Annotated in this window: 29 protein-coding genes and 1 tRNA gene; 22 read left to right on the top strand and 8 right to left on the bottom strand. The window is 68.0% G+C overall.

What is annotated here, in order from left to right:
* The 17 genes from yidC to hisA form a co-directional block, all read left to right on the top strand.
* Positions 1 to 1,695 (top strand): membrane protein insertase YidC (gene yidC / locus Q8M82_RS14350; protein ID WP_305692017.1); only part of this gene is annotated, 1,695 nt, incomplete at its 5' end.
* A 42-nt stretch (positions 1,696 to 1,737) separates the two neighbouring features.
* Positions 1,738 to 2,364 carry a CatB-related O-acetyltransferase gene (locus Q8M82_RS14355; protein ID WP_305692018.1) on the top strand — a complete coding sequence of 209 codons (627 nt, stop codon included), beginning with the start codon at positions 1,738 to 1,740 and terminating at the stop codon, positions 2,362 to 2,364.
* Positions 2,365 to 2,386: 22 nt separating this feature from the next.
* Positions 2,387 to 3,040, top strand: coding sequence for a ribosome biogenesis GTP-binding protein YihA/YsxC (gene yihA, locus Q8M82_RS14360; RefSeq protein ID WP_305692070.1), 654 nt, complete (start codon positions 2,387 to 2,389; stop codon positions 3,038 to 3,040).
* A 120-nt stretch (positions 3,041 to 3,160) separates the two neighbouring features.
* Positions 3,161 to 4,396, top strand: coding sequence for an alpha/beta hydrolase family protein (locus Q8M82_RS14365; RefSeq protein WP_305692019.1), 1,236 nt, complete (start codon positions 3,161 to 3,163; stop codon positions 4,394 to 4,396).
* 110 nt (positions 4,397 to 4,506) lie between these two features.
* Positions 4,507 to 4,875 (top strand): DUF423 domain-containing protein, encoded by a 369-nt coding sequence (locus Q8M82_RS14370; protein ID WP_305692020.1) that lies wholly within the window; start codon positions 4,507 to 4,509, stop codon positions 4,873 to 4,875.
* Positions 4,876 to 4,927: 52 nt separating this feature from the next.
* On the top strand, positions 4,928 to 5,206 hold the full coding sequence (locus Q8M82_RS14375; RefSeq protein WP_371126368.1) for a BrnT family toxin: 279 nt from the start codon (positions 4,928 to 4,930) through the stop codon (positions 5,204 to 5,206).
* Positions 5,166 to 5,453: a BrnA antitoxin family protein gene (locus Q8M82_RS14380; protein WP_305692021.1), complete on the top strand. Its 288-nt coding sequence runs from the start codon at positions 5,166 to 5,168 to the stop codon at positions 5,451 to 5,453. The genes Q8M82_RS14375 and Q8M82_RS14380 overlap by 41 nt, the downstream gene beginning before the upstream one ends.
* Before the next feature lie 99 nt (positions 5,454 to 5,552).
* Entirely contained in the window at positions 5,553 to 6,452 is a 900-nt protein-coding gene (gene argB / locus Q8M82_RS14385) for an acetylglutamate kinase (protein WP_305692022.1), read from the top strand.
* Between the two features lie 171 nt (positions 6,453 to 6,623).
* On the top strand, positions 6,624 to 7,706 hold the full coding sequence (locus Q8M82_RS14390; RefSeq protein ID WP_305692023.1) for a TRAP transporter substrate-binding protein: 1,083 nt from the start codon (positions 6,624 to 6,626) through the stop codon (positions 7,704 to 7,706).
* A complete protein-coding gene (locus Q8M82_RS14395; protein WP_305692024.1) occupies positions 7,706 to 8,212 on the top strand; it encodes a TRAP transporter small permease subunit in 507 nt (168 codons plus the stop codon). The genes Q8M82_RS14390 and Q8M82_RS14395 overlap by 1 nt, the downstream gene beginning before the upstream one ends.
* A 62-nt stretch (positions 8,213 to 8,274) precedes the next feature.
* Complete coding sequence (locus tag Q8M82_RS14400) at positions 8,275 to 9,594, top strand: TRAP transporter large permease (RefSeq protein ID WP_305692072.1); 1,320 nt, start codon at positions 8,275 to 8,277, stop codon at positions 9,592 to 9,594.
* A gap of 69 nt (positions 9,595 to 9,663) precedes the next feature.
* Positions 9,664 to 10,389 (top strand): pyrimidine 5'-nucleotidase, encoded by a 726-nt coding sequence (locus Q8M82_RS14405; protein ID WP_305692025.1) that lies wholly within the window; start codon positions 9,664 to 9,666, stop codon positions 10,387 to 10,389.
* 112 nt (positions 10,390 to 10,501) lie between these two features.
* On the top strand, positions 10,502 to 11,698 hold the full coding sequence (locus tag Q8M82_RS14410) for an O-succinylhomoserine sulfhydrylase (protein ID WP_305692026.1): 1,197 nt from the start codon (positions 10,502 to 10,504) through the stop codon (positions 11,696 to 11,698).
* Positions 11,699 to 11,867: 169 nt separating this feature from the next.
* Entirely contained in the window at positions 11,868 to 12,455 is a 588-nt protein-coding gene (gene hisB, locus Q8M82_RS14415) for an imidazoleglycerol-phosphate dehydratase HisB (RefSeq protein WP_305692027.1), read from the top strand.
* A 12-nt stretch (positions 12,456 to 12,467) separates the two neighbouring features.
* Positions 12,468 to 12,953 carry a DUF2628 domain-containing protein gene (locus tag Q8M82_RS14420; RefSeq protein WP_305692028.1) on the top strand — a complete coding sequence of 162 codons (486 nt, stop codon included), beginning with the start codon at positions 12,468 to 12,470 and terminating at the stop codon, positions 12,951 to 12,953.
* Entirely contained in the window at positions 12,950 to 13,606 is a 657-nt protein-coding gene (hisH, locus tag Q8M82_RS14425) for an imidazole glycerol phosphate synthase subunit HisH (protein WP_305692029.1), read from the top strand. Before Q8M82_RS14420 ends, hisH begins: the two co-directional genes overlap by 4 nt.
* Positions 13,594 to 14,334, top strand: a complete 741-nt coding sequence (gene hisA / locus Q8M82_RS14430) for a 1-(5-phosphoribosyl)-5-[(5-phosphoribosylamino)methylideneamino]imidazole-4-carboxamide isomerase (protein WP_305692030.1) — start codon at positions 13,594 to 13,596, stop codon at positions 14,332 to 14,334. The genes hisH and hisA overlap by 13 nt, the downstream gene beginning before the upstream one ends.
* A gap of 174 nt (positions 14,335 to 14,508) precedes the next feature.
* On the opposite strand, the gene Q8M82_RS14435 is transcribed toward hisA, so the two are convergent.
* Positions 14,509 to 15,369 (bottom strand): aldo/keto reductase, encoded by an 861-nt coding sequence (locus tag Q8M82_RS14435; RefSeq protein ID WP_305692031.1) that lies wholly within the window; start codon positions 15,367 to 15,369, stop codon positions 14,509 to 14,511.
* 83 nt (positions 15,370 to 15,452) lie between these two features.
* Between Q8M82_RS14435 and Q8M82_RS14440 the strand changes: the two genes are divergently transcribed.
* Both Q8M82_RS14440 and Q8M82_RS14445 read left to right on the top strand, forming a co-directional pair.
* Complete coding sequence (locus Q8M82_RS14440; protein ID WP_305692032.1) at positions 15,453 to 15,710, top strand: type II toxin-antitoxin system Phd/YefM family antitoxin; 258 nt, start codon at positions 15,453 to 15,455, stop codon at positions 15,708 to 15,710.
* Positions 15,710 to 16,129 carry a type II toxin-antitoxin system VapC family toxin gene (locus tag Q8M82_RS14445; protein WP_305692033.1) on the top strand — a complete coding sequence of 140 codons (420 nt, stop codon included), beginning with the start codon at positions 15,710 to 15,712 and terminating at the stop codon, positions 16,127 to 16,129. Before Q8M82_RS14440 ends, Q8M82_RS14445 begins: the two co-directional genes overlap by 1 nt.
* 11 nt (positions 16,130 to 16,140) lie before the next feature.
* Here Q8M82_RS14445 and Q8M82_RS14450 read toward each other — a convergent pair whose 3' ends face one another.
* From Q8M82_RS14450 to trpA, 3 genes are read right to left on the bottom strand one after another with little or no spacing between them, the layout of a single operon-like run.
* Positions 16,141 to 17,463, bottom strand: coding sequence for a bifunctional folylpolyglutamate synthase/dihydrofolate synthase (locus Q8M82_RS14450; protein ID WP_305692034.1), 1,323 nt, complete (start codon positions 17,461 to 17,463; stop codon positions 16,141 to 16,143).
* Between the two features lie 16 nt (positions 17,464 to 17,479).
* Positions 17,480 to 18,385 (bottom strand): acetyl-CoA carboxylase, carboxyltransferase subunit beta, encoded by a 906-nt coding sequence (accD, locus tag Q8M82_RS14455; RefSeq protein WP_305692035.1) that lies wholly within the window; start codon positions 18,383 to 18,385, stop codon positions 17,480 to 17,482.
* 51 nt (positions 18,386 to 18,436) lie between these two features.
* Positions 18,437 to 19,297 carry a tryptophan synthase subunit alpha gene (gene trpA / locus Q8M82_RS14460; RefSeq protein WP_305692036.1) on the bottom strand — a complete coding sequence of 287 codons (861 nt, stop codon included), beginning with the start codon at positions 19,295 to 19,297 and terminating at the stop codon, positions 18,437 to 18,439.
* An 86-nt stretch (positions 19,298 to 19,383) separates the two neighbouring features.
* Here trpA and hrpB point away from each other — a divergent pair, with 86 nt between their 5' ends.
* Positions 19,384 to 21,894: an ATP-dependent helicase HrpB gene (gene hrpB / locus Q8M82_RS14465; protein ID WP_305692037.1), complete on the top strand. Its 2,511-nt coding sequence runs from the start codon at positions 19,384 to 19,386 to the stop codon at positions 21,892 to 21,894.
* A gap of 117 nt (positions 21,895 to 22,011) precedes the next feature.
* On the opposite strand, the gene Q8M82_RS14470 is transcribed toward hrpB, so the two are convergent.
* The 3 genes from Q8M82_RS14470 to aroA all read right to left on the bottom strand — a co-directional run bounded on the left by Q8M82_RS14470 (position 22,012) and on the right by aroA (position 24,909).
* The gene (locus Q8M82_RS14470; protein ID WP_305692038.1) at positions 22,012 to 22,767 is read right to left on the bottom strand and encodes a DUF1194 domain-containing protein; all 756 of its coding nucleotides are present in this window, start codon (positions 22,765 to 22,767) and stop codon (positions 22,012 to 22,014) included.
* 115 nt (positions 22,768 to 22,882) lie between these two features.
* Positions 22,883 to 23,551 (bottom strand): (d)CMP kinase, encoded by a 669-nt coding sequence (gene cmk, locus Q8M82_RS14475; RefSeq protein WP_305692073.1) that lies wholly within the window; start codon positions 23,549 to 23,551, stop codon positions 22,883 to 22,885.
* A 17-nt stretch (positions 23,552 to 23,568) separates the two neighbouring features.
* Positions 23,569 to 24,909, bottom strand: a complete 1,341-nt coding sequence (aroA, locus tag Q8M82_RS14480; RefSeq protein ID WP_305692039.1) for a 3-phosphoshikimate 1-carboxyvinyltransferase — start codon at positions 24,907 to 24,909, stop codon at positions 23,569 to 23,571.
* 231 nt (positions 24,910 to 25,140) lie between these two features.
* On the opposite strand from aroA, the gene Q8M82_RS14485 reads away from it, so the two are divergent.
* The gene (locus Q8M82_RS14485) at positions 25,141 to 25,539 is read left to right on the top strand and encodes a TIGR02300 family protein (protein WP_305692040.1); all 399 of its coding nucleotides are present in this window, start codon (positions 25,141 to 25,143) and stop codon (positions 25,537 to 25,539) included.
* Between the two features lie 192 nt (positions 25,540 to 25,731).
* Positions 25,732 to 25,807, top strand: a tRNA-Ala gene (locus tag Q8M82_RS14490).
* A 226-nt stretch (positions 25,808 to 26,033) separates the two neighbouring features.
* On the opposite strand, the gene Q8M82_RS14495 is transcribed toward Q8M82_RS14490, so the two are convergent.
* Positions 26,034 to 26,822, bottom strand: a complete 789-nt coding sequence (locus Q8M82_RS14495) for a class II glutamine amidotransferase (RefSeq protein WP_305692041.1) — start codon at positions 26,820 to 26,822, stop codon at positions 26,034 to 26,036.
* Positions 26,823 to 26,974: the final 152 nt, after the last annotated feature.

Raw genomic sequence — 26,974 nt, forward strand, 5'->3', positions numbered from 1 at the left:
GTGCCGGGCCAGACCGTCGCGCCCGCCGTCGCTCCCGCGACCGGCGTGGCCCTCACCCGCGACCAGGCCCTGGCGCAGAGCCCGCGCGTGCGCATCGAGACGCCCAAGATCGCGGGCTCCATCGCGCTCACCGGCGCGCGCCTTGATGATGTCTCGCTCAAGGCCTATCGCGAGACGGTCGATCCCAACAGTCCGATCATCGTCCTGCTCTCGCCGCTCGGCGGGCCGAACGGCTATTATTCCGATTTCGGCTGGGTCGCTGCGCCGGGCACTGCGGTTTCGCTGCCGAACGCCAGCACCGTCTGGACCGCCGATTCCCAGGTGCTGACGCCGGCCAAGCCGCTGACCCTGACCTGGGACAATGGCCAGGGCCTGCTCTTCCGGCGCATCGTCACCATCGACGACAACGCGATGTTCTCGATCAAGGACGAGGTCGAGAACAAGGGCGCTGCTGCCGTCACTCTGTTCCCCTATGCCCAGGTCGTCCGCCATGGTCGGCCGCCGACGCTCGGCTATTATGTCCTGCATGAAGGCCTGATCGGCGTCCTCGGCGAGCAGGGCCTGCAGGAATTCACCTACGACCATGTCGACAAGGAGCCGCTTCTGGCGCCGGGCACCAATGGCCGCGTCTGGAAGGACGTCAGCGGCGGTTTCGTCGGCATCACCGACAAGTACTGGGCGGCGACCGTCATTCCCGACCAGTCGCGCAAATATGACGGCCGCTTCTCCTCGGTGCAGACCGGCGCGGCGCGCACCTATCAGGCCGATTTCCTCGCCGAAGCCGTGACGCTGGCCCCCGGCGCCAGCACGACGAGCACGGCGCGCCTCTTCGCCGGCGCCAAGGAAGTCGCCGCCATCAACGGCTACGAGCAGAATTTCGGCATCAAGCGCTTCGACCTGCTGATCGACTGGGGCTGGTTCTACTTCATCACCAAGCCGATGTTTTTCCTGCTCGACTGGATCTTCAAGCATGTCGGCAATTTCGGCGTCGCGATCCTGATCGTCACGCTGATCCTGAAGGGCCTGTTCTTCCCGCTGGCGTCGAAGTCCTACGCCTCGATGGCGAAGATGAAGGCGCTCCAGCCGGAAATGCTGGCGCTGCGCGAACGCTATGCCGACGACAAGATGAAGCAGCAACAGGCCCTGATGGAGCTCTACAAGACCCAGAAGATCAACCCGCTCGCGGGCTGCTGGCCGGTGCTGGTGCAGATCCCGGTGTTCTTCGCGCTCTACAAGATCCTCTTCATCACCATCGAGATGCGGCATGCGCCGTTCTTCGGCTGGATCCGCGACCTCGCGGCGCCGGATCCGACCTCGATCTTCAATCTGTTCGGCCTGCTGCCCTTCGCCGTGCCGGCCTTCCTGCTGATCGGCGCCTGGCCGATCCTGATGGGCATCACGATGTTCATCCAGATGAAGATGAACCCGGAGCCGCCGGACCCGATCCAGAAGATGATGTTCACCTGGATGCCGGTGTTCTTCACCTTCCTGCTCGGCTCGTTCCCGGCCGGTCTGGTGATCTACTGGACCTGGAACAACCTGCTCTCGGTGCTGCAGCAGGGCTACATCATGCGGAAATTCGGGGTTAAGATCGAGCTCTTCGACAACATCAAGGCGATGTTCGGCAGGAAGCCCGACCCCGCCCCGGCCGCCGTTCCCGCCCCGGGCAAGCCCGCCAACAGCAACAAGAAGTGATGCGCGAGGGCGGGGATTTCCCCGCCCTTCGCTTTGGTGCCGATGCCGCTTCCCGATCCCCTCACGCGCCATCCCGTTTCCGGTTGGAAGGGCACCGCCTTCCTGAAGGCGATCGTCGACCACCCGCTGATCGAGGTCGGCGACTACAGCTACTATGACGACTCGCGGGGTCCCGAGCATTTCGTCGCCCGCTGCGTGCGCTACCATTTCGAGGATGTCGGCGACCGGCTGGTGATCGGCCGTTTCGTTGCGATCGCCCAGGGCGCGCAGTTCGTGATGAACGGTGCGAACCACCCCACCGGCGGCTTCTCGAAATATCCCGTCGCCCTCTTCGGCCTCGAGGGCGCTGTGCCGCGCGCGGAATGGCCCGGCCGCGGCGACATGGTGATCGGCAACGACGTCTGGATCGGCCGCGAGGCCGTGATCATGCCCGGCGTCACCATCGGCGACGGCGCGATCATCGGCACGCGCGCGCAGGTGGTGAAGGACGTGCCGCCCTATGCCGTCGTCGCCGGCAATCCCGGTCGCGTCATGCGGATGCGCTTCCCGGCCGAGATCGTCACTGAGCTGCTCGCGATCCGCTGGTGGGACTGGGACGCCGGGAAGATCGACCGCAATCTCGCCGCGATCGCGGGCGCCGACATCGACGCGCTGCGCCGGGCCGTGTAGGCGTAGCGCCATGACCACCAGCATGACCACGCCCTTCACCGACGACGAGATCGAATCCGCCCGCAAGCTCTTCGAGGGCCCCTGGGACTTCGTCTGGGCCTCGACCCATATCGACGACCTGCCGCCCATGGTCGGCCAGGAGATCGCCTTCGCCGGCCGCTCCAATGTCGGCAAGTCGAGCCTCATCAATGCGGTGACGCGCCGCAATGCGCTGGCGCGGACTTCGCACACGCCGGGCCGCACCCAGCAGCTCAATTTCTTCCGGCAGGTCGGCGCCGATGAACGCCTGACGATCGTCGACATGCCCGGCTATGGCTACGCCGCCGTCGGCCGGGCCAAGGTCGCCGCCTGGACCAACCTGATCCACAACTACCTGCGCGGGCGGCCCAACCTGATGCGGGTCTATCTGCTGATCGATGCCCGCCACGGCCTCAAGGACGTCGACAACGCCGTCCTCGAGACGCTCGACAAGGCGGCCATGTCCTACCAGGTCGTGCTGACCAAGGGCGATGCGCTCAAGCCCGCCGACCAGAAATTCATGTGCGAAGCGACCTATGACGAGATCAAGCGCCGCCCGGCCGCCTTCCCCGAAGTGCTCCTGACCTCGAGCGAGACCGGGCTGGGCATCCCGCAACTGCGCGCCGCCGTCGGGCGCGTGCTGGCGGAGCGCGGCTGAGCCTCGCCCCGGAGGCCAAAGGCCACCAAATCTTTACATCGCCCCGGCAGGATGCCGGGCATGCCGCGGCGACGGCCTGGGCATGATGACCCGGTGCTCCCCGGCTCTCTGGGGGCCTTCATGACGATCCTGAACCGCATCCGTCGATGGGCCGCGCTGCTGGCGACGACCCTGGCTCTCGCGAGTCCGGCCTTGGCCCAGTCTGCGGCGCCGGCGGTCCCGGCTCAGGCCGCGCCGGTCAAGGTGGTGTCGGGCGTCCAGTACGAGCTGATCGCGCGCTGGGATGTCGCAAGACTGAACCAGATCCTGACGACCGACACGCCGAAATTCGCCGGGATCACCGTCGCCTACACCCCGGCGCGCAACGCCGTGAAGCTCTATCGCGTCACCTATCCCTCGGTGGTGCCGGAGCAGGGCAACCGGCCGATCTCGGCCACCGGGCTTCTCGCAGTGCCCGACACGGCGGACACCGTCTTCCCGATGGTCTCCTACCAGCACGGCACGGTCTACGGAAAGGAACAGGTCCCGTCCTTCCCGGACCAGTCGCCCGAGACCCAACTGATGATCGCCCAGTTCGCAGGGCAGGGCTATCTCGTCATCGGGGCCGATTATTTCGGCATGGGCGCCTCCAAGGAGCCCGAGGGCTATCTCGTCAAGGGCAGCCACCAGCAGGCGACCTATGACATGGTCCTCGCCAGCCGCGCCGTGCTCGCCGATCTCAAGCTGTCGGACAGCAAGCTCTTCCTCAGCGGCTGGTCGCAGGGCGGCTTCGTCACGCTCGCCATGCTGGAGCGGCTCGAGGCCGTCGGCATGCCGGTCAAGGCCGCGACCACCGCCAGTGCTCCGGCTGACGCCTTCGCCGCCTTCAACGGCTTCCTGAATTTCCCGCGCAAGATCGACGCGAGCTGGATCACGACGATCTTCATCCTGAACGTGTTCTCCTTCGAGAACTATCACAACATGCCGGGCCTGGCCCGCGCGCTCCTGACCGACGAGACCTACGACATCGCGCGCAAGGCCTATTGGCGCGAGCCCTTCGACCCCGCTGCCGTGCCGACCGATCTGCGCAAGCTCATCCGCCCGGAATATTTCGACGCGCAGTTCTTCGCCAATTCCGCCTATGGCCGGCTGGTGGCTGAGACCAGCGCCTATCGCTGGGTGATCAGGACGCCGGTGCGGACCTATTACGGGCTGACCGACGAGGCGATCCGCATCGAGATCGGCCAGTTGCCGATGACCTATCAAAATGCGATCGGCAACGACAAGGTCGAGGCCGTGCCGACCGGCGACACCAGTCATCGCGGCACCTTCGCCACGGCCGTGCCGCAGTGGAAGGCCTGGTTCGACGCGCAGTGAGGCGCATGGCGCGTCATCGGGCCGCTGCCGGCTGCGCTTGACGCCGGGCGGCCTCCCCCCGCATCCAGCCTACGCGCCGCAGCGTCGTAGCGCGCAGCCCAGGGACCTCGATGACCGCCGCCAAGATCCATCTCGTCCTGGCCGCCCTGATGGGGCTGGCCGGCGTCGGTCTGCTCGCCGCGGCCGCCCATGTCACGGGCACGACCAACGTCCAGACGGCCGGCCAGATGCTGCTGTTCCACGCCTCGCTGGTCTTCGGCGCGACAGCCGCCCGCAAGGCCGGCTTCCTCTCCGATCTCATGGCGCGCATCGCGCTTTCGCTGATCGTCGCCGGCGTCGCGCTCTTCGCGGCCGATCTGTCGCGCCGCGGCTTTTCCGGCGAGGCGCTGTTCCCCCGCGCCGCCCCGATCGGCGGCTTCGGGATGCTCGGGGGCTGGCTGCTGCTGGCGCTGTCGGCGCTGTTTGCGAGGCGCGGCTAACGGTTTTCCGTAATACGGAAATTGACTTGCCAGGCGCCCGATCATACCATCCGTGCTCGTGAAGATCACCTTCCACGACGCGAAACGTGACGCGACATTGTCAGCGCGTGGACTCGATTTCGCCGATGCGGCGATCCTCTTCGCCGGGCCGGTTCTGACACTGCGGGACGACCGTTTCAGTTATGGCGAGGAGCGCTTCCTAACTTACGGGCTGCTCGCCGGCCGTCTCGTGATGGTGGTCTGGACGCCGCGCGACGAAGCGCGACAGGTAATTTCGATGAGGCATTGTCATGAACGCGAAGCACAGCGTGTCCTCCCAGCCCTTCGTTGACCCCGATGATGGGCCGGAATGGACCGACGACCAGATCGCCCGCGCTGAATTTGCGATCGGGGACAAGGTCGTCCGGCCAGCCCAGGGCACGCTCACGCGCAGTTCCGGCCGGCCCCGGCTCGACGATGCCAAGCAGGTCGTGACGCTGCGCCTGGAACCGAGCCTCATCGAAACCTACAAGAGCGACGGCGCCGACTGGCGCGCACGCATGGCCGAGGCTATCCGGAAAGCCGCGCGCCGCGCCTGAAAGCAACCGGGTCGTTTGACCGCTTCCTTGCGCCAGCTTCTTCCTCTAGAAGCCGCACCCGGCGCCGATGCCTCGCGCGCCGTCGCGGAGCCTCGACCGATGATCAACCCCGCCGCCCACCTGACGCCGTCGCAGGCCGCCGATCTGCTCGTCCAGGCGCTGCCGCACATGCAGCGCTATGACCAGGAGATCATCGTGATCAAATATGGCGGCAACGCCATGGGCGATGCCGCGACTGCCGAGGATTTCGCCGAGGACATCGTCCTGCTCGAGCAGTCCGGCCTGAAGCCGGTCGTCTGCCATGGCGGTGGCCCGCAGATCGCGGCGATGCTGAAGAAGCTCGGCATCCAGTCGGAGTTCAAGCAGGGCCTGCGCGTCACCGATGCGGCCACCGTCGACGTCGTCGAGATGGTCCTTGCCGGTTCGGTCAACAAGGAGATCGTCGGATACATCTCGCGCGAGGGCGGCAAGGCGATCGGCCTGTGCGGCAAGGACGGCAACATGGTGACCGCCCGCAAGGTGACGCGCACCGTCGTCGATCCGGATTCGAAGATCGAGGAGGTGCTCGATCTCGGCTTCGTCGGCGAGCCGGAGAAGGTCGACACCTCGGTGCTCGATTCGGTGCTCAAGGCCGAGCTGATCCCGGTGCTGGCGCCGGTCTGCGCGGCGGCCGACGGCCAGACCTACAACGTCAACGCCGACACCTTCGCCGGCGCCATCGCCGGTGCGCTGAACGCCAAGCGCCTGCTGCTGCTCACCGACGTGCCCGGCGTCCTGACCAAGGACAAGGTGCTGATCCCCGAGCTGACCGTCGAGGAATGCCGCCGCCTGATCGCCGACGGCACGATCTCGGGCGGCATGATCCCGAAGATCGAGACCTGCATCTACGCGCTGGAAAAGGGCGTCGAGGCGGTCGTCATCCTCGACGGCAAGGTGCCGCATGCCGTGCTGATCGAGCTGTTCACCGACACCGGCTCGGGCACGATCATCCGGCGCTGATCCCGACATATCCGCGGGCGAAGGGCAAGAAACCCACCTCGATGTGAGGCGGGGTTTCGTTCGTGCCCCGCCGCCGCTCGCCCGACCTGACCGATCTGTGATCCGCCGGCATCGCCGAGATGGCACAGCGCTTGCTGACCGCTTTGCGAACCGCAGAGCATGGAGGCGAGAATGGACCGCAGGAATCTGCTGAAATCAGGTGCGCTGGCCGCAGCCGCCACGATCGCCGCGCCGGCCGTCGCGCGCGCCCAAACCCGCTTCAGCTGGAAGATGACCAGCGCCTATGGCTCGCGTGCCGCCTTCTATTCGGTCGGCCCCGGCAGCGCGACCGATCTGATCAAGCGCATCGACGACATGTCGGGCGGGCGCCTCAAGATCCAGTTCTTCGGTGCCGGCGAACTCGTCCCGGCCTTCGAGGGCTTCGACGCGGCCTCCGCCGGCACCGTCGAGATGAACTACGGCAACTCCTATTTCTGGACCGGCAAGAGCTTCGCCGCGCAATATTTCACCGCCGTGCCCTTCGGCCTGAACTTCCAGGGCATGAACGGCTGGCTCTACGAGGGCGGCGGCCTCCCGCTCTGGCGCGAGGTCTATGACCGCTTCGGCCTCGTGCCGCTGCCCTGCGGCAATACCGGCGTGCAGATGACCGGCTGGTTCCGCAAGCCGATCCAGACGATCGAGGATTTCAAGGGGCTGAAGATGCGCATTCCCGGCCTTGCCGGCCGCGTCTACCAGCAGCTCGGCGTCGATGTCCGCCTGCTGCCCGGTGGCGAGATCTTCCCGGCGCTGGAGCGCGGCGTCATCGATGCGGCGGAGTTCGTCGGCCCCTTCCTCGACCGCCAGCTCGGACTGCAGAAGGTGGCCAAGCACTATTACACGACCGGCTGGCACGAGACCGCGACCGTGTCCGAGCTGGTCATCAACAAGAAGGCCTGGGACAGCCTGCCCAAGGACCTCCAGGCGATCGTTACCAGCGCCGCCGATGCCTGCAATGGCGTGAGCGAGGCCTGGTGCCAGAAGAACAACTCGGAGGCGTTCGAGGACCTCGTCAAGAACCAGGGCGTCATCGCCGCGCCGCTGCCCGACGCGGTCGTCGCCTCGCTGCGCGAGATCACCGGGAAGGTGCTTGAAGAGGCGATCGCCAAGGACCCCGTGGCGAAGAAGGTCCATGACAGCTACTTCACCTTCAAGGCGAAGTACGAGCCCTGGACCGCTCTGTCGGAGGGCGTCTACCACAGCAAGGTCAGGCTCTGATGAGCGCGCTGGAGCAGGCGGCGGCGCGGCTCGAGCGCGTCGTCGATGCCGGCGGGCGCCTCGGTGCGTGGTGCCTCTTCGCGCTCGTCCTGGTGATGGCCGGCAATGTCCTGCTCCGCTACGGCTTCTCGCTCGGCTCCGTCTGGGCGCAGGAGCTGGAGTGGCACCTCTTCGTGCCGATCTGCCTGTTCGGGATGTCCTTCGCGCTGCTGCATGGCGATCATGTCCGCGTCGACATCCTCTACGCCCGCTTCGGCGAGCGCACCAAGGCTGCGATCGATCTCGGCTGCGCGCTGGCCTTCACCGTGCTGACCGGCATCATCATCTGGCTGTCCCTGCGCTATGTCTCGCAGTCCTATGCGCAGGGCGAAGGCTCGGCCAATGCGGGCGGCATTCCCTATCGCTGGGCCCTGAAGAGCCTGTTGCCGCTCGGCTTCGCCCTGCTGCTGCTCCAGATGCTCGCCGAAAGCCTGCGCCATCTCGCGCGACTGCGCCGGCTCATCTGAACGGGGACGGTCATCCTCCGCCCCGTCCCCGCCCGCCGTCTCGAAAGCTCCTGCCCGTGCCGATGAACGAAATCTACGCGATCGCGATGCTGGTCGCCTTTTTCGGCTTCCTCATGGTCGGCTTCCCGGTCGCGCTGACGCTGGCGCTGTCGGGCTTCGTCTTCGGCTATCTCGGCTTCGGTGCAGGCCTGTTCAACCTGCTGCCGAGCCGGATCTACGGCGTCGTCACCGGCTACACGCTGCTGGCCATCCCGCTCTTCGTGTTCATGGGGGTGATGCTGGAGAAATCGCGTCTGGCGGAGGATCTGATGGAGGTGGTCGGCCACCTCGCCGGCAACACCCGCGGCGGGCTCGGCGTCGGCATCATCCTGGTCGGCATCGTCATGGGCGCGACGACCGGCATCGTCGGCGCCACCGTGGTCACGCTCGGGCTGCTGACACTGCCGAGCCTGCTGAAGCGCGGCTATGACAAGGGCCTCGCCTGCGGCGTCATCTGTGCCTCGGGCACCCTGGGCCAGATCATTCCGCCGAGCCTGATCCTGATCCTGCTCGCCGACATCATGAACGAATCGGTGGGCACGCTGTTCGCGGCCGCCGTGCTGCCGGGGCTCCTGCTGTCGGTCATCTACATCGCCTATCTGCTCGCGCTCGGGCTGGTGCGGCCGGACATGGTGCCGCCCGTACCCCAGGCCGAGCGCGACGCCATGGGCCGGCGCGAATTGCTGACGAAGCTCCTGCGGGTCGCTCTCCCGCCACTCGGCCTCGTCGGCTGCGTGCTGGGCTCGATCATCGGCGGCATCGCGGCGCCGACGGAAGCCGCCTCGATGGGAGCGCTCGGCTCCCTGCTCGTCACCGCGATCGGCGGCCGGTTCTCGCTGAAAATCGTCAGGGAGGCCGTCTACGATGCCACCAAGATCACCGCTCAGATGATGTTCATCCTGATCTGTGCCCAGATCTTCGCCATTGCCTTCCGGGGTCTCGGCGGGGAAAGGCTGGTCGAGGACCTGTTCGCGATCCTGCCAGGGTGGGCGAACGCCGACGTCTGGTTCATGCTGGCGATCGTCTTCGTGCTCGGTTTCTACATCGAATGGATCGAGATCTGCTACATCGCCGTGCCGCTCTTCCTGCCGGTCTTCCAGAATGCGGGAACGGATCTGGTCTGGATCGCGGCCCTGATCTGCGTGATGCTGCAGACATCGTTCCTGACGCCGCCCTTCGGCTGGGCCCTGTTCTATCTCCGGGGCGTGGCGCCGGCCGAGGTCAGCACCGCCGACATTTATCGTGGCGTCGTGCCCTTCGTCGGGATGCAGTTGCTGGCGGTGCTCATCGTCTTTCTGGTTCCCGGTCTGGCGACGGCGCTGCCCAGGCTGATCGGCTGGTAAGGGCTGCGTCAGGACTTGCATGTCAGGCTTGCAGCCCCACATCACGGAGCCGCCCCGGCGCAAGACGCAATGACCACGCAAGCTGCCCCATCCGTCGCGACCCCGCCGCTTCAGGTCGAGGCTTTCGCGCATGTCGACCATTGGGTCTTCGATCTCGACAACACGCTCTATTCGCATGAGAGCCGCGTCTGGCCGCAGGTCAACCAGCGGATCACCCTGTTCCTGCAGGAGCTGTTCGGGCTCGACGGCCTCTCCTCCCACGCGCTGCGAAATTACTACTACCACCGTTACGGGACGACGCTGAACGGGCTGATGGCCGAGCACGGCGTCGAGCCGGACGATTTCCTCGACTTCGCCCATGACGTCGATCTGAGCCTGCTCGAACCCGACCCGGCGCTGGGCGCGGCGATCGCGGCGCTGCCGGGGCGCAAGCTGATCCTGACCAACGGCTCGGTCGCCCATGCCCGCAATGTCGCCGGCAAGCTCGGCATCATCGATCATTTCGAGGATGTCTTCGACATCGTCGCGGCGGGCTTCACGCCCAAGCCCGAGCGCTCGACCTACGAACTCTTCCTCGCCAAGCATGCGGTCGATCCGGGCCGGGCTGCGATGTTCGAGGACATCGAGAAGAACCTCCTCGTGCCGAGCGAGCTGGGCATGAAGACGGTGCTGATCATCCCGCAGACGCCCGATCCCTTCCGCGAGGCCTGGGAGCAGGCGGCGGTCGAGGCCGGGCACGTCCATCATGTCACCTCCAACCTGACGGCCTTCCTGACGCCGCTGGCACGAGGGTAGGCCGCGCCGCTGACTCCCGCCTGTCGCGGGGAGAGATCCCTTCTGCTTTACGGGCCGCTTGCAGAATGATACGCCGATGGTTCGTTAAAACGAACGATTCGGAGTTTCTATCATGTCGGCAATTCCGGGTGACGTCGCCGGCCTTCATCCCGAAACCCGTCTCGTCCATGCCGGCACGCTGCGCTCGCAGTTTGGCGAGACCTCCGAGGCGCTCTTCCTGACCCAGGGCCATGTCTATGACAGCGCCGAGCAGGCCGAGGCGCGCTTCCTGAACAAGGATCCGGGCTTCCAGTACGCCCGCTTCTCCAACCCGACGGTCGCCATGCTCGAGGCCCGCATGGCCGCCTTCGAGGGGGCTGAAGCCTGCCGTGCCACCGCGACGGGGATGGCGGCCGTCACCGCCGCGATCATGGGCCAGGTCCGCCAGGGTGATCATGTGGTCGCCTCGCGGGCGCTGTTCGGCTCCTGCCGTTATGTCGTCGAAGAGCATCTGCCGCGCTATGGCGTGACCTCGACGCTGGTGGACGGCACCGACATCGCCGCCTGGCGCGCGGCCGTGACGCAGCAGACCAAGGTGTTCTTCCTGGAGAGCCCCTCCAATCCGACGCTGGAGGTCATCGATATCGCGGCCGTCGCCGCCGTGGCGAAGGAGGTCGGCGCCACGCTCGTGGTCGACAACGTCTTCGCCACGCCGCTCTTCCAGCGCCCGCTGGAGCTTGGCGCCGACTGCGTCGTCTATTCGGCGACCAAGCACATCGACGGGCAGGGGCGCTGTCTCGGTGGCTTGATCCTCGCTTCGCAGGATTTCATCGAAACCCATGTCCAGACCTTCCTGCGCCAGACCGGCCCGGCGATCTCGCCCTTCAACGCCTGGGTGATGCTGAAGGCGCTGGAGACCCTGCCGCTGCGCGTGCGCCAGCAGGCGCACAACGCCGCGATCGTCGCCGACTGGCTCGCCGGCCGCCCCGGCCTGTCGCGCGTCATCTTCCCGGGCGCGAAGAACCACCCGCAGGCCGACATCATCGCCCGCCAGATGACGGGTCCCTCGACGCTGGTCGCCTTCGAGGTCGCCGGCGGCAAAGAGGCCGCCTTCCGCTTCCTCAACGGGCTGAAGCTGATCCGCATCTCCAACAATCTCGGGGACGCCAAGAGCCTGATCGTCCACCCCGCGACGACGACGCATCAGCGCTTCGCGCCCGAGATCCGCGCCAGCATGGGCATCTCGGACGGGCTGATCCGCCTCTCCGTCGGCCTGGAACACGCCGATGACCTCGTCGCCGATCTGGAGCGGGCGCTCGCGGGCATGTGAGCGCCAAGTGCAAAGCGTCATTCTCGGGCGGAGCGTAGCGCAGACCCGAGAATCTCCGGCACGAGATGCTCGGGTCTTCGCCCGAGCATGACGAGCCTGGCCTCGGCCATGGCCATCCCGCCGGCCTCCTGCTAAAGCCTCGCGAATTGCTCCGGAAACCGAGGCCGTCATGCGTTCTGGCGAATTGAAGCGCCGCACCAACGAGACCGATATCGCCGTCTCGGTCGTTCTCGACGGCACCGGCAAGGCCGAGATCGCCTCGGGCGTCGGCTTCTTCGACCATATGCTCGAGCTCTTCGCCCGCCATTCGCTGATCGATCTCAAGGTCGCGGTGAAGGGCGACACCCATATCGACGACCACCACTCGGTCGAGGACACCGGCATCGCGCTGGGCGAGGCGCTGAAGCAGGCGCTCGGCGACAAGAAGGGGATTCGCCGCTATGCCGACATCCATCTGCCGATGGACGAGACGCTGACGCGCGTCGCCGTCGATGTCTCCGGCCGGCCCTTCCTGGTCTTCCGCACCCGCTTCGAGGCGCAGAAGATCGGCAGCTTCGACACCGAGCTGGTCCGCGAGTTCTTCCAGGCCTTCGCGATGAATGCCGGCATCACCCTGCATGTCGAGACGCTCTATGGCGACAACGCCCATCACATCGCCGAGAGCTGCTTCAAGGGGCTGGCGCGGGCGCTGCGTCATGCGCTCGAGGTCGATCCGCGCGAGGGCGGCCGCGTGCCCTCGACCAAGGGCGCGCTCTGAGAGGATCGCAGCATGGCATTCTACACGGTGATGATCCCGCCGCCGGGCTCGGGCGGCGCGCGTGACGAGATCGAGCAGGCACGGCTCCTGCCGGAGACCTTCGCCTGGCCGGCCTTCGTCTTCGGCGGCCTCTGGCTGCTCGGAAAGCGGCTCTGGCTGGCGACGCTGATTTATGTCCTGCTCTGGGGCGCTCTGCTCTATGCCGGCAGCCGCTTCGGCCTGACCAATGGCGCCATGCTGGTCGCCCACTGGACGATCGCGCTCTTTCTCGGTCTGGAGGGCCATAACCTCCTGGCCCGCAAGCTCGCGCGGCAGGGCTGGCGCCTGGCCGACGTGGTCGAGGCGCGCGATCTCTCCGAAGCCGAGCGGCGTTATTTCGAGCGGGCGCTGGCCGGAGAGACGGCGCCGTCGCGCATCGCCCCGGCGACGCCGCTGCGCAGCCAGCCGACGAGTCCCCTCCCGGTGATCGGGCTGTTTCCCGAGGCGCAAGGGCGATGAGCCAGTCGGTCGTCATCATCGATTACGGCTCGGGCAATCTGCACTCCGCCGCCAAGGCCTTCGAGCGCGCCGCCGCCGAAGCCGGTGTCGCCTCGGCCATTTCCGTCACCAGCGACACCGATGCGGTGCGCGCCGCCGACCGCATCGTGCTGCCGGGCGTCGGCGCCTTCGCCGATTGCCGCCGTGGGCTCGATGCCGTCCCGGGCATGGTCGAGGTGCTGGAGGAGGTCGTGCGGGGCAAGGGGCGGCCTTTCCTGGGCATCTGCGTCGGCATGCAGCTGCTGGCCTCGCGCGGGCTCGAATACACTGTGACCGAGGGCCTCGGCTGGATCGAGGGCGACGTCTCGCTGATCGTGCCCGGCGGCGAAGGCCTCAAGATCCCGCATATGGGCTGGAACACGCTGGAGGCGCGCCGCGCTCATCCGCTGCTGGACGGCATCGCAACCGGCCCCTCGGGGCTGCACGCCTATTTCGTCCATTCCTATGCACTGGCCGCCGCCCGTCCCGAGGAGGTGATCGCCGTCACCGATCATGGCGGCGCCGTCACGGCCATGGTCGGGCGCGACAACGTCGCGGGCACCCAGTTCCACCCGGAGAAGAGCCAGACGCTCGGCCTCCGGCTGCTCGCCAATTTCCTGAGATGGACGCCGTGATCCTCTTTCCCGCCATCGACCTCAAGCACGGCCAGTGCGTACGCCTGAAACAGGGCGACATGGACCAGGCGACAGTCTTCAATGACGATCCCGCCGCGCAGGCCGCCGCCTTCGAGGCGCAGGGCTTCCAGTGGCTCCACGTCGTTGATCTCGACGGAGCCTTTGCCGGCAAGCCGATGAATGCGGCGGCCGTCGAGGCCATCCTGAGCCAGGTCGCTTTCCCGGTGCAACTCGGCGGCGGCATCCGCGACATGAAGACGGTCGAGGGTTGGCTCGCCAAGGGCATCCGCCGCGTCATCATCGGCACGGCGGCGGTGCGCGATCCCGGCTTCGTCCGCGAGGCGGCGAAGGCCTTTCCGGGGCAGGTCGCGGTCGGCATCGATGCGCGCGACGGATACGTGGCCGTCGAGGGCTGGGCCGAGACGTCGACTCTCGCCGCAGCCGATCTCGGGCGCCGCTTCGAGGATGCCGGCGTGGCGGCGATCATCTACACCGACATCGCCCGCGACGGCATGCTGCAAGGCATCAATTGGGACGGCACGATCGGCCTCGCCGAGGCACTGAGCATCCCTGTCATCGCCTCCGGCGGGCTGGCCTCGATGGCCGATATCGAGCGGCTGATGGCGCCCGACGCCGCGATCCTGGAAGGAGCGATCACCGGCCGCGCGCTCTATGACGGCCGCATCGACCCCGCCGCCGCGCTGGAGCGGCTGGCGCGCGCGGCCTGAGCACAGGCCGCAAGTCTCCAGGGCATTCTGAGTGATCTCGGAACCACGGTGTCATCCCGGGCCTGCCCCGGGGATCCATCGAAGGGCTCCGGAGCGCTATGATGGATCCCGGATCGGCGCCGCTTCGCGGCTTGTCCGGGATGACGGCGTGTTTCCGTGCCAAACCAGCATGCTCTACAGCATCGGCAGCGACGACGGCTTTCGTCCGCGCGGAAAGGCGGCGTCGATGCGGGCGATGTCGTCTTCCGTCAGCGTGAGCCGCAGCGCGCCGGCATTGTCCTCGACATGGGCGCGCGTCCCGGCCTTGGGGATGGCGAAGACGCTGGCGCGGCGCGTCAGAAAGGCGAGCGCGACCTGCCGCGGGCTGGCGCCATGAACCGCGGCGATCTCCGCCAGAACCTGGCCGCCGGCGCTCCCCGCCGCTGGGAAACCGTCATGCCCGAAGGGGCTATAGGCGGTCACCGCGACGCCGTGCCGCTCGCACCAGGGGATCACCGCATGCTCGATCGCGCGTTCGCGCAGGTGGTAGAGCACCTGGTTGCAGGCGATCTTGCCGGGGCCCGCCACATCCAGCGCCTCGTCCAGATCATCCTCGTCGAAATTACTGACGCCCCAGGACAGGATCTTGCCCTCGGCCTTCAGGGCCTCGAAGGCGGCGAAGGTCTCCGCCAGCGGGTGCGGCCCGCGCCAGTGCAGCAGGTAGCAATCGAGCCGGTCGGTCTTGAGATGGCGCAGCGAGCCTTCGCAGGCGGCGCGTACGCCGGCCTTCGAGGCGTTGTGCGGCAGCACCTTCGAGACCAGAAAGACCTCCTCGCGTCGCCCGGCGATCGCCTCGCCGATGATCGCCTCCGATCGCCCGTCGCCATACATCTCGGCCGTGTCGAGATGCGTCAGGCCGAGATCGAGCCCACGCCGCAGGGCCGCGACGGCTTCCGTGCGATCACCGCGTTCGATGTACCAGCTGCCCTGGCCGATGGCGGGAACATCGCGGCCGGTGGGTCCGAAGGATTTCAGCATCACCGTCTCCTTGGCCATTGCAGGTCTCCATAAGGCGCTTCTCAAAATGTAGGAACATCGCTACATTGATCTCCAGCAGTGTGCATGCAGGGGAGGCCACGATGCCAACGACGCTATCCAGCCGAGAGTTCAATCAGGATACCGGAAAAGCCAAAAAGGCGGCTCATGATGGACCTGTATTCATCACCGATCGGGGCCGGCCCTCCCACGTACTGCTCTCGATCGAGAATTATCGCAAACTGTCTTCGAGGGGCATGACACTGGCCCAAGCGATCGCTGATCCGAGGCCGGAAGCGGATTTCGCGTTCGAATTCGAGAGAATGAAAGGGCCGCTGTCCAAGCCGTTCGAGTTCGATTGATGTTCCTCATCGATACGAATGTGATTTCGGAACTGCGCAATCCACGCATTGCCGACCCATCCGTCTTGGCGTGGGCCGAAAGCCTGCACCGCAACGATTGGTATCTGTCCGCCATCACCGTTCTGGAGCTGGAACGGGGCGCTCTGCGGGCCGTGCGCAAGGATGAGCGCAAGGGCGCGATGCTGATCAGCTGGCTGAAGGACCGGATTTTGCCCGAATTCAGCGGCCGGGTCCTGGCGGTGGACCTAGCCGTGGCGTTGCGCTGTGCCATGTTGCATGTCCCCGATCCAAAGCCTGAGCGCGATGCCATGATCGCGGCGACCGCCCTTGTTCATGGCTTGACGGTGGTGACCCGGAATGTCGGCGACTTTGTCAGTTGTGGGGCCCCGACGCTCGACCCCTGGGCCTTTCAACGCTGAGCGCGACCTCGTTACGTCGGCAGCGTGCCGTTCGCCGACAGAACCTCGCCCGCCAGATAGAGCGAGCCGCAGATCAGGATGCGCGGCGGGGCCGACCAGTCGCGCGCGGCGATCTCGCGCAGAGCCTGTTCGACGGAGCCCGCGATGTCCGCCGTGAGCCCGGCCGCGCGGGCGAGCACCGCGACCTCCTCGGCCGGCCGGGCGACGAGCTGGTTCTGGATCGGGACGGCGAACAACATCTGCGCCAGCCCCTTGAAATGGCGCAGCGTCGCGCCCGCATCCTTGGTCGAGAGCAGGCCGGCGATCATCACCAGCGGTGCCGGGTTGCGGTCGGCGAGATCGGCCATGGCCTGGGCGAGCACGCGGCCGCCATCGGGATTGTGTCCGCCATCGAGCCAGAGTTCGGCGCGACCGGGCACCAGTTCCGCGAGCTTGCCGCGCGCGATCCGCTGCAGCCGCGCCGGCCAGTCGGCGTTCAGCATGCCCTGCTCGAAGGCTGAGGCCGGCAGTCCGCCATAGCCGGCCGCCCGCAGCGCGGCGATCGCCGTGCCGGCGTTGACGTGCTGGTGTCGGCCCGCGAGTTTTGGCAGCGGCAGGTCGAGCAGCCCGTCGCCATCCTCGTAGACCAGCCGGCCGCCGGCCTCGTGGACCGAGAAATCCTGCGCGCCGATCAGGATTTTGGCAGCGCCGACCCGCTCGGCAGTGGCCTCGAGCACCGCGGTCGGCTCGGGCTCCTGCGGCGCGATGACGGCGGGCGCGCCGCGCTTGAAGATGCCGGCCTTCTCGCCCGCGATCTTGGTGACGGTGTCGCCGAGATATTCGGCATGGTCGAGCGAGACCGGCGTCACCACCGTGCAGGCCGGGTTGGCGATGACATTGGTGGCGTCGAAGCGGCCGCCCAGGCCGACCTCGAGCAGCACGACATCCGCCTCATGCTCGGCGAAGAGGAGCAGGGCGACGGCGGTGGTGATCTCGAAGAAGGTGATCGCATCTCCGGCATTGGCCCGCTCGCAGCGCTCCAGCGCTTCGACCAGAACCGCCTCGTCGACGAAGCGCCCGCCGCCGGGCGCCCCCAGTCGGATGCGCTCGTGGAAGCGCACGAGATGGGGCGAGGTATAGACATGGACGCGCAGCCCCGCCGCCTCGAGGATCGCCCGCATGAAGGCGATGGTCGAGCCCTTGCCGTTTGTGCCGGCGACATGGATGACCGGTGGCAGGCGCTTCTGCGGGTCGCCGAGACGCTCCAGCAGCGTCAGGATCCGCCCGAGCGAGAGATCGATCAACTTCGGATGCAGCGCCAGCAGCCGCGCGAGAACCGTATCGGACGACCCCATGATCCCGAACGCCGCCTCAGACGGCTTCGGCGACCGGTGCGGCCGGCGCCGCAGGCTTGGCGTCCTGGTCGGGGGCCGGCTGCTTCGTGAGCAGGCGACCGAGGCGGGCGAGCGTCTCCGGCAGGTCGTGGCGGTGAACCACCATGTCGACCATGCCGTGGTCCTTGAGATATTCGGCGCGCTGGAAGCCCTCGGGCAGTTTTTCGCGGATCGTCTGCTCGATCACGCGCGGACCCGCGAAGCCGATCAGCGCGCCCGGCTCGGCGATGTGGATATCGCCGAGCATCGCGTAGGACGCCGTGACGCCGCCGGTCGTCGGGTTGGTCAGCACGACGATATAGGGCAGCCCGGCCTTGCGCAGCATCCGCACCGCGACAGTCGTGCGCGGCAACTGCATCAGGGACAGGATGCCCTCCTGCATGCGTGCCCCACCCGAGGCGGCGAAGACGACATAGGGCGTCTTCTTCTCGATCGCGGTCTGTGCGCCTTTGACGAAGGCCTCGCCGGCCGCCATGCCGAGCGAGCCGCCCATGAAGTGGAAATCCTGCACCGCGATGGTCAGCGCGAAACCCTTGACCCGGCCATAGCCGACCTTGAAGGCGTCGGTCGCTCCGGTCTTGGCGCGGGCGTCCTTCAGCCGGTCGACATAGCGCTTCTCGTCGCGGAACTTCAGCGGATCGGTCGCGACCTCGGGCAGCGGCACGTCCAGCCACTTGCCCTCGTCGAAGGTCAGCTTCAGCCGATCCTGCGCGGTGACGCGCATGTGGTGGTCGGAGCCGGGAATGACGAAGCCATTGGCCTCGACATCCTTGTGGAAGACCATCTGCCCGGAATCGGGGCATTTGATCCAGAGATTCTCCGGGCTCTCGCGCTTGAACAGCGTCTTGATGCGCGGCCGGACGACTTCGGAAATCCAGTTCATGGATCGGTCCCTGACGGTTGGGGCGCGGACAACGGGGGGAGGCCGGAGGCCTCAGGCCGCCGCCTTCGCGGCCGAGCGGATGCCCGCCGCCAATTCCGACACCAGCGAGGTGACAGCCGAAACGGTCTTTTCCGTGGCCTTGCCCTGCGCATCGAGCGAGAGCCGCACGCGCTCGACCAGCGCCGACCCGACGACGACGCCGTCGGCGCCCCGCGCGATGGTTTCGGCGTCCTGGGCCGTCTTCACGCCGAAGCCGACGGCGACCGGCAGGTCCGTGTGGCGCTTGATCCGCGCCACCGCATCGCCGACCGCGTCGTAATTGGTGATCGCGCCCCCGGTCACGCCGGTCATCGAGACATAGTAGACGAAGCCCGAGGTATTCTGCAGCACCTTGGGCAGGCGCCGGTCGTCGGTCGTCGGCGTCGCCAGCCGGATGAAGCTCACGCCCGCCTCCAGCGCCGGCAGGCAGAGCTCGGTGTCTTCCTCCGGCGGCAGATCGACCACGATGAGACCGTCGACGCCCGCAGCGCGCGCATCCTGCAGGAAGCGTTCGACGCCATAGACATAGATCGGATTATAGTAGCCCATCAGCACGATCGGCGTGTCGTGCCCGGCGCCCCGGAATTCCGCGACCATCGCCAACGTCTTCTTCAGCGTCTGGCCGGCCTTCAGGGCGCGCTGCCCGGCGAGCTGGACGGGGATGCCGTCGGCCATCGGGTCGGTGAAGGGCACGCCGAGCTCGATGATGTCGGCGCCGGCGGCGGGCAGGGCGGTCAGGATCGCAGCCGAGGTGGCGAGGTCGGGGTCGCCCGCGGTGACGAAGGTCACGAGCGCGGCGCGGCCCTCGGCAGCGCAGGCCTGGAAACGGGCCTGGATGCGAGCCTGGCCGGTGGCGGTCTGGGTGTCGGTCATGGGCTGAGCGGTTAGCATGGCGCGCGCGGGCTGGCGAGAGGGTTGCGCTTGCGCGCGCTGGCGGGCTGCGTCACATCGCAGGGGTCATGCGCGCCTTCGACACGCCCCTTCCGATCGACGCCGTTCTCGGTGATCTCGCGGCCGCCCTGCGCAACAGCCCGAACGCCGTGCTCGTCGCGCCGCCCGGCGCCGGCAAGACCACACGCGTGCCGCTCTCCCTGCTCGACGAGCCCTGGGCAAAGGGGAGCAAGCTGATCGTGCTGGAGCCGCGCCGGCTGGCGGCGCGTGGCGCCGCATCTCGCATGGCGCAGACGCTGGGCGAGCGTGTCGGCGAGACGATTGGCCTGCGCGTCCGCCTGGGCTCGAAGATCGGCCCGAGGACGCGCATCGAAGTGGTCACCGAGGGTGTCTTCGCCCGGATGATCCTCGACGATCCGGCGCTGGACGGCGTCGCGGCCGTCCTCTTCGACGAGTTTCACGAGCGCTCGCTGGATGCCGATTTCGGGCTGGCGCTCGCGCTCGATGCGCAAGGAGGCCTGCGCGAGGATCTGCGCATCCTGGTGATGTCGGCGACGCTGGATGGCGCGCGTGTCGCAAAGCTTCTCGGCGAAGCGAAGGTGATCGAGAGCCAGGGCCGGGCCTTTCCGGTCGAGACGCGCTATCTCGGCCGCGACCCGCTGAAGCGGATCGAGGACCAGGTCGCGGACGCCGTGCTGCTGGCGCTGAACGAGCAACCCGGCTCGCAGCTCGTCTTCCTGCCCGGCCAGGGCGAGATCAGGCGGGTCGAGGAACGCCTGCGCGAGCGCATCCGCGACAAAAGCGTCGAGATCGCGCCGCTCTACGGCGCGCTCGACCAGGCCGAGCAGGACCGCGCCGTGCTGCCGGCGCCGCCCGGTCGCCGCAAGGTCGTGCTCGCGACCGCCATCGCCGAGACCTCGCTGACGATCGAGGGCGTCAGGGTGGTGATCGATTCAGGGCTTGCCCGCGTCCCGGTCTACGAACCCGATCTCGGCGTGACGCGTCTCGAGACCCGTCGCGCCAGCCGCGCGGCCTGCGACCAGCGCCGCGGCCGCGCGGGCCGCACCGAGCCGGGCATTTGCTACCGGCTCTGGGAGGAAGCCGGCAATGGCGCCCTGGAGGCCTTCGCCTGCCCCGAGATTCTCTCGGCCGACCTCGCCCCGCTGCTGCTCGACTGCGCCGCCTGGGGCGTATCGGACCCCACCAGCCTCTCCTTCCTCGATCCGCCCCCAGCGCCGGCGCTGAAGGAGGCGCGCAGCCTTCTGAGCAGCATTGGCGCGCTGGATGGCGATAGCCGGATCACGCCGGAAGGCCGCACCCTTCAAACCCTGCCGCTGCCGCCGCGCCTCGCCCGCATGGTCGTGGTGGCCGCGCGGTTCGGACAGGCTGGCCCGGCGGCCCAGCTCGCGGCGCTGCTGGTCGAGCGCGGCCTGGGAGGCGATGCGATCGACCTGTCGGAGCGGCTCGACCGGCTGGAACGGGAGAGAGGCGGCCGCGCCGCCGATATGCGCCGCCTGGCCGAGGGCTGGGCTCGCGCCGCCGAGCGGGCTGCAGGCCCGACCGGCCCCGGCGAAACCCTCTCGACGGGGCTCCTTCTTGCCTTCGCATACCCCGAGCGGGTCGCCAAAGCGCGCAGCACGGGTTCGGGGCAGTATCTCCTCGCCAATGGCCGCGGCGCGACGCTGGAGCCGTCCCAGCGTCTCGCCCGCGAAATCCATCTCGTGGTCGCGGAGATGACCGGCGCGGCCCAACAGGCGCGCATTCTCTCGGCTGCACCCTTCACCGAGCAAGACATCGCTTGGCTCGTCGCCGAAGGACTGTCGCCCTTCGCGATCGAGGACCGCAGCGAGACGAGCTTCGACCGCACCGCCCGCGCGCTCCGTGTCCGGGCGGTCAGGCGCTATGGCGCTCTCAGCCTGGCCGAGCGGCCACTCCCGGCCGAGCCGACGCTGGCGAACGCGACCGTCCTGGCAGAAGGCATCGCCGCGCTCGGCATCGGCCTGCTGCCCTGGACGAAGGCCCAGCGGCAGTTGCGCGAGCGCGTCGGCTTTCTGCGACGAGCCGCGACGGAGGCTCGTGCGACCGATGCCTGGCCCGATCTCTCGGATGAAGGCCTGGCTTCCGATGCCGCCCTCTGGCTCGCGCCGCACATCGTCGGGCGGGCGTCGCTGGCGGCGATCGAACCCGGCGATCTCGACGGGGCGTTGGCCGAGCTCTTGCCCTGGGAGCTGAAGCGACGGCTCGAAGCCGAGGCGCCGACGCATTTCACGGCGCCGACCGGCTCCAGCCTGGCGGTCGACTATGCCGCCGAGGCCGGCCCGACGATCTCCGTGCGGGTGCAGGAGCTGTTCGGGCTGTCGAAACACCCGGCGCTGGCGGGCGGGCGGGTGCCGCTCGTGCTGGAGCTGCTCTCGCCCGGCCACAAGCCGGTGCAGATCACCCGCGACCTGCCGGGCTTCTGGCGCGGCTCATGGGCGGCGGTGAAATCCGAGATGAAGGGCCGCTATCCCCGCCATCCCTGGCCGGACGATCCCGCAGCCGCCCCGCCGACGACCCGGGCCAAGCCAAGGGGAACGTGAGGGACTTGCCGTCATTCTCGGGCGAAGCGGAGCGCAGACCCGAGAATCTCGAGAAGGAAGGGCGCTGGTTGGAGAGATGCTCGGGTCGAGCCCGAGCATGACGGTGTTGATGCCCCTTCAATTCCCCATCCGGTCGCGCCATTGCCGCTCGCCGGCCAAACAGCTGGCGTTGGTGCCGGTCGACTGAGCCTTCTGGACCAGACCGAGCCCTTCGGGGACAACCTCCGCGATCTCGCGAATTAGCTTGGTGCGCGTCGCGTCGACGAACTGGTGGCGCTCGCGGATCGGGATGACGAAGGCGCCTGGCCCGGTGACGACGCAGTCCTTGTAATAGATGTCGAGATTGTCGAGGTCGAAATAGCTCGCCTGCTTCAGCAGGACCGGCAGGCCGTTGATGGATATGCCCTTGGCGGCAGCCTCGTCGCGGGCGACGGTCACGGGACGCCCGTCATTGTTGGCGCCGTCTCCGGAGATGTCGATCACCTTGCGCAGCGGCACCACATTCGCCTGCTCGATCAGCTGGACGCCGAGATCGATCGCGGCCGAGATCGATGTTCGCCGTCCCCGCCGGGTCTGGGCCTCGCCGAGTTCCTCGGCGAAGGCGATGGCCGATTGCGGCGTATCAATGATCGTCCACGGTTTGACGACATGCTGAAAGTGGCCGCCGGCCCATTCGAAATAGGTCACGGCGATCTTGCCGATCGCCCCCTTGGCGATGGCGTCGTGCAGCGGTTTGGAGCGGAAGGCCTCGATATAGCCGTTGCGCTGCAAGGCGAGCTCGTCAAGATCCATCGAGAACGAGACGTCGACCGCCAGCACCAGCGCGACATCGACCTCTTCGGGCGGGCCGGCCGCCGGCTGGGCATGGGCCATGGCCGGGATCGCGGCCGCAGCCAGACTCAAGAGACCGCACAGCCAACGCCGCATCGCCACCTCCGTCATCTCGTCGTGACGGAACTGTGCTCCTGCTTTCGATTCGTTCCAAGCCTTAAAGGCGGGCGGTCACCGCTCCGTGAGAAGGCACCGCCGGAAGCGAGCCCCGCTGGTGTTCGATGATCGCGATCGCGGCGGCGAGCGCCTCGTCGACCGTCAGGGCCGAGGTATCGAGGACCACCGCATCCTCCGCGGCCTTCAGCGGCGCGTCGCTGCGCCCCGCATCGCGGGCGTCCCGCCGGCGGATATCGGCCAGGATGCCGTCGAAAGGGGCAGGCTCCCCGCGCCCGGTCAGCTCCTTGTGGCGCCGCGCGGCGCGCACCTCCGGCGTGGCGGTGACGAAGAGCTTGGCCTGCGCCTGCGGGCAGATCACCGTGCCGATGTCGCGCCCGTCGAGGACCGCGCCGCCCGCCTGCGCCGCAAACCGTCGCTGCCGCTCGATCAGCCCGCTGCGCACGGCCGGCATCGCCGCCACCACCGAGGCGGCCTCGCCGATCTCGCGGCCACGCAGGGCCTCCTCGGCGAAGGCGCCCTCGTCGAAGCGGGACACGATCTCGCCGGCGGCGGTCGCGTCGCGCAGATCATGCCCGGCGTCGAGCATGGCCCGCGCCACCATCCGGTAGAGCAGGCCGGTGTCGAGATAGGGCAGGCCGTAATGCGTCGAGAGCCGGCGCGCCAGCGTGCCCTTGCCCGAGGCAGCCGGGCCATCGACCGCGATGACCAGCCCTGGAGCCGGTTGCGTCATCCGATCTCACCCCCGAGCCCGTTCATCAGGGCGATGAAGCTCGGAAAGCTCGTCGCGATCATCGCGCCGTCGTCGACCTGCATCGGCTTGTCCGTTGCCAGGCCCATGACGAGGAAGCTCATCGCGATGCGGTGGTCGAGATGGGTGGCGACGGTGCCGCCGCCGGCGACCGCGCCGCCCGAGCCCTCGACGACCAGATCGTCGCCCTCGATGGCGCAGGTCACGCCCGCCGCCTTCAGCCCCGCCGCGACCGCCGCCAGCCGGTCCGATTCCTTGACGCGCAGCTCCTGCAGGCCGCGCATCCGCGTCGTCCCGGTCGCGAAGGAGGCCGCGACGGCCAGAACCGGATATTCGTCGATCATCGAGGGAGCGCGTTCGGGCGGCACCGTCACGCCTTTCAGGCCCGACGCGCGCACCCGCAGCGTCGCCACCGCCTCGCCACCTTCGTTCGCCTCGCTCTCGACGGTGATGTCGGCGCCCATTTCGCGCAGCGTGGTCAGGAGCCCCGAGCGCAGCGGATTGGTCATCACGCTCTCGATCAGCACGTCGGAGCCCGGCACGATCAGAGCGGCGACCAGCGGGAAGGCGGCCGAAGACGGATCGGCCGGCACCACGATCGGCGCCGCCTGCAGTTCGGGCTGGCCCTTCAGCACGATGCGGCGGCCATGCTCGCCCTCGGACGAGACCGTCACCTGCGCGCCGAAATGGGTCAGCATCTTCTCGGTGTGGTCGCGCGTCGCCTCCGTCTCGATCACCGTGGTCTCGCCCGGCGCGGCGAGGCCGGCCAGCAGCACGGCCGACTTGATCTGCGCCGAGGCGACCGGCGTGCGGTAGCTGATCGGCAGTGCCTCCTGCGGCCCGCGCAGGGTCAGGGGCACGCGCCCGCCCTCTTCCTGCGAGACGATCACCGTCCCCATCAGCTCCAGCGGATCGAGGATGCGGCGCATCGGCCGCTTCCGCAGCGAGGCATCGCCGTCGAAGGTGGTGGTGATCGGGTGCGACCCGCAGACGCCCATCATCAGCCGCGAGCCCGTGCCGGCATTGCCGAAGTCGAGCGTGCCGCCCGGCTCGCGCAGGCCGCCGACGCCGACGCCGCGGACCCGCCAGGAGCCAGGCCCGTCATGATGGACGATCGCGCCGAGCGCACGCGCCGCTTCGGCGGTACGCATGACGTCCTCGCCCTCGAGCAGCCCCGTCACCTTCGTCTCGCCGATCGCGAGCAGCCCGAAAATCATCGCCCGGTGCGAGATCGACTTGTCGCCGGGAACGCGGACGCGTCCGCGCAGCGGGCCGCCACGGCGTGCGGAGACGGGAACGGGGGTCTGAGCGTGAGCCACGGTTGACATCTTCTGCAGGCTGGTCGATCGGAAACGGCGTGGCCTAGCATGCCCGCAGGGCAGGCGTCACGTCCGCGTTGGGTTCCCGCGCCGGCTCGAGGGGGTGAGGCAATCCCGCCGCTGCGGCCGGGTTCATGCCCTGGCCTGCGAATCAGCATTTGACAGGGCCGGCCGCCCCGACTAACGGACGCGCCTGCTTTTCTGAACATGAATGATTGAAGGTCCGACGCAGTGGCGAAACCGGAACTTGGAACCAAGCGCGTTTGCCCGACGACGGGGCGCAAATTCTACGACCTGAACAAGGACCCGATCGTCTCGCCTTACACGGGACAGTCCTATCCGCGCTCGATGTTCGAGCCGCAGGCCAAGGCGGCGGCCGCCGCCGCAGCCAAGCCCGATGAGGACGAGGACGAGGCCGAGACCGCCGACAGCGCCGTCGAGCTCGTCTCGCTCGACGAGGCCGATGCCGAGGCGACCGAGAAGGACGCCGTCGTCACCAGCGAGGACGACATCGAGGTCGAGGACGACGTCGCGCCCGATGACGACACCTTCCTGGAAGAGGACGAGGAAGGCGACGACGACGTCGCCGACCTGATCGATGGCGACATCGAGGGCGACGAGGACGTCTGAACGCCTCCCGCCGGAGCGGCGAAAAAGAATGACGATCAGGCGACATTCGGCGCTTGAGTCTTCCTCCGCTCCCGCCTATAGAGCGCTTCGCCGCTGACGCGGCGACCCGGTTCCGGGACCAGCCGAGGCGAAAGCCCGGCGATCCGGAACCGAAAAGACCCCGGCCGACCCCCATGTCCGCCGGCTGAGAGTGGGGCCATAGCTCAGTTGGGAGAGCGCTTGAATGGCATTCAAGAGGTCGGCGGTTCGATTCCGCCTGGCTCCACCATCTCCCTCTCAATTCAGCTCCTGATCCGGATCGACGGCGTCGGCCGTGGGGCGCGGACGCGCTGCCGAACGGCGTGATACGCGCCTGCGTGCGGGTATCGCCGCCCCGACGGCCTTTGGGAGGGGATGAGATCGGGGCGGCGAAGTGTTCAGCCGCGATGCAGCGACCAATCCTTAATCGCGCGAGCCCTTCATCCGGTTCATCTGCGCCACCGAAATCAATGACGTCAGGCCGCCGCGGCCAGGCCCACTTCGAAGGGCGCGATGGCGACCGCTTCCGCGCACACCGTGACCAGCGTGTTGCAGGGCAGGGCCTGCCAGCAGTCCCGCGCCGCATCCACCGGCTCGGAAGCGACGACGACGCTGTCGCTGCGCTGGCAGACATAGAGGCTCGGCGGCTTGTGGTCCGACGCCCAGCGGACCGCGTGGATCGTCTCGCCGTCGGAGAGGGCCGCGGCGCAGCGCAGCGGTTCGCTCGTGCCGGCCTGCCGCATCAGCGCCAGCGCGTCGCCGAGCGAGGTCGCCAGCGCCATGGCGGGCGCCATCCCCTCCTCGATCCGCGCCAGCGTGAGCAGGAACAGGGCTTCCGAATCCGTGGTGCCGACGCGGGCCCCATAAAGCGAATCGGGGATCAGCCCCTCGAGCCGGCGGCGAATCAGGCCGTAGCCGCCGATCTGCCCGTTATGCATGAAGAGATGCCGGCCATGGGCGAAGGGGTGGCAGTTCGCCCGCGTCGTGGCGGTGCCCGTCGCGGCCCTGACATGCGCGAAGAACAGCGGGGAGCGCACCTGCCGCGCGATCGAGAGCAGGTTCTCGTCCGACCAGGCCGGGCGCACCTCGCGATACTGGCCGGGCTCGGGCCGGTCGCCATACCAGCCGACGCCGAAGCCGTCGCCATTGGTGCCGGTCTTCGCCTCGGCGGCATGGAGCGACTGGTGGATCAGCGAGTGGCAGGGGGCCGCGACGAGATCCTCGAGAAAGACGGGGACGCCGGAATAGGCGAGGAAGCGGCACATGGCAGGGTCCGAATCGCGCGAACTCCGCGCTCGACAGAGATGATCATTCTCCCGAAATTCGGCCCGCGCAAATCCGGCCGCCGCGGCTTCAGCCGGCCCCCCTCGCTCGGTTGCGGACACCCTGGCCATCGTATAACCGTCCCCCCGACAAA

This window comes from Allobosea sp. (assembly GCF_030694325.1).
Taxonomy (GTDB): Bacteria; Pseudomonadota; Alphaproteobacteria; order Rhizobiales; family Beijerinckiaceae; genus Allobosea.